Raw genomic sequence first — 1,639 nt, 5'->3', positions numbered from 1 at the left:
GGCATCGGAGCCTGAGCCGCCGGGAGGCCGCGTGCCGCGTCGCCGCCTGGGGACGCCGCGAGCAGCAGCATCCCCCTATCGAGAATGCTCCTCAGTCGACCACCGACCGAGAAGGATCCCCATGCCCCACCTCCCCTCCCCCGTCCGCATCCCCCGCATCCCGTCCCGCCGGCCGACCGCCGGCAGCCCGCGACGGCGCCTCGCCCTCGTCGCCGCGGCGGCGCTCACGGCCGTCACCTGCGTCACGGCCGCGGCTGGACCGGCAGCGGCCGTCCCGCGTCACGCCGCGCCCGTCGCCGTCTCCGCTCCGGCTGCGCCGACGGACACCCCGTCGTCCGGAGCCCAACCGGGCCCGGACGAGGCCGCCCTGTCGGTGGGTGCCGCCGTGCGCGCCGGCGCCGACCGGCCCGCGGCCGCCGTCGCGACCCGCGACGGCATCATGGGCTGGAACAGCCACGGACCGTGGCTCGACATCTCCTACGCGATGCAGAAGGTGGTCATCGCCGTGGGCTCGGCGACCGCCACCATGCAGATCTGCCGCATGGGCGGCGAGTACGGCGCCGCCCTGTGCGCCCTCGGCGCGATCTTCTTCACCGGGGTGTTCGAGCTGCTGAAGGCCCACCGCATCTGCCCCGCGGGCCAGAGCTTCCGGCTGTACTACTTCTCGCACCACCCGTCGTACTGCCACCGCTGACCTCGTCGAGCCCGACCGACGCCCGCGTCCGCCCTCGGCGGGCGCGGGCGTCGTCGCACGGCCCGACGCGTCCGCCCGCTCATCGAGGCGGCATCGGTACGGTGGGAGGATGACCGACGCGACGCCGCCCGCATCCCGTCCGCCCCTCGAGCTGCCGCACTACGGCGCCCCGTGGTCCGAGGCGATGCGGCGGTTCTTCCTCAAGTACGCGACGTTCCGCGGGCGCGCGAGCCGCAGCGAGTTCTGGTGGTGGATCCTCACGGGCTTCGTGGTCACGACCGCCCTGGACACGCTGAGCACCCTGAACACGGGCGGGCGCGACCCGATGGACATCGGCAGCCGCTTCGACATCGTCGACCCGTGGAGCGCCGTGAACTCGATCCTGCAGCTGGCCGTGTTCATCCCGTCGCTCGCCGTCTCGTGGCGACGGCTGCACGACATCGACCGCAGCGGGGCGTGGTCGTTCTTCTTCCTCGTGCCGCTCGCCGGGCCCATCGTCTACGTCATCATGACCGCGTCCGGTCCCCGGCCGGCCGGCGCGCGCTTCGACTGACGCGCGGGCGTCGGACGGCTCGGCCGGCCGAGGCCCGACGCCGCGCTGCCGGCAGCTAGGAGCGGTCGGCGGACGAGGAGCCCTCGTCGGCCCGGTGCGCCTCGCCGTCCCGGTGGGCCTCGTCGCCGTCGACCTCGACGCGGTCGCCCTGCACCTCGACGGTGGCGGGGCCGTCGACCTCGATGCGGGTGGATCCGTCGCCGTGGCCGTCGACGATGACGGTGACCTCGGGGGCGGGGCGCTCGCCGTCGTGGCCGTAGGTGTCGAAGTCGGCGGCCTCCGCGGCGGCGCGCTCGTCGAGGTCGGCGCGCTCGTCGGCGGCGGCGTCGCGGTCCTCGGCGGCGTCGCGGGTCGCCTGCGCGTCGGCCCGCGCGGAGTCGGCGAGCACGGCG

General features: G+C 75.4%; 2 protein-coding genes and 1 pseudogene. 2 read left to right on the top strand and 1 reads right to left on the bottom strand.

Annotation, left to right across the window (positions count from 1 at the left end):
- Nucleotides 1-121: 121 nt before the first annotated feature.
- The gene (locus Q6969_RS15495; RefSeq protein ID WP_317231242.1) at nt 122-694 is read left to right on the top strand and encodes a hypothetical protein; all 573 of its coding nucleotides are present in this window, start codon (nt 122-124) and stop codon (nt 692-694) included.
- 109 nt (nt 695-803) lie between these two features.
- Nucleotides 804-1,247, top strand: a complete 444-nt coding sequence (locus Q6969_RS15490) for a DUF805 domain-containing protein (RefSeq protein ID WP_317231241.1) — start codon at nt 804-806, stop codon at nt 1,245-1,247.
- Nucleotides 1,248-1,302: 55 nt separating this feature from the next.
- On the opposite strand, the pseudogene Q6969_RS15485 reads toward Q6969_RS15490, so the two are convergent.
- Nucleotides 1,303-1,639, bottom strand: a pseudogene (locus Q6969_RS15485) (hypothetical protein); the annotation flags it as partial.

Source organism: Clavibacter sp. MX14-G9D (assembly GCF_032917815.1).
Lineage (GTDB): Bacteria > Actinomycetota > Actinomycetes > Actinomycetales > Microbacteriaceae > Clavibacter > Clavibacter michiganensis_K.
Note: the sequence above shows the minus strand (reverse complement) of the source record. Positions and strands in the feature narration are given on the sequence as shown.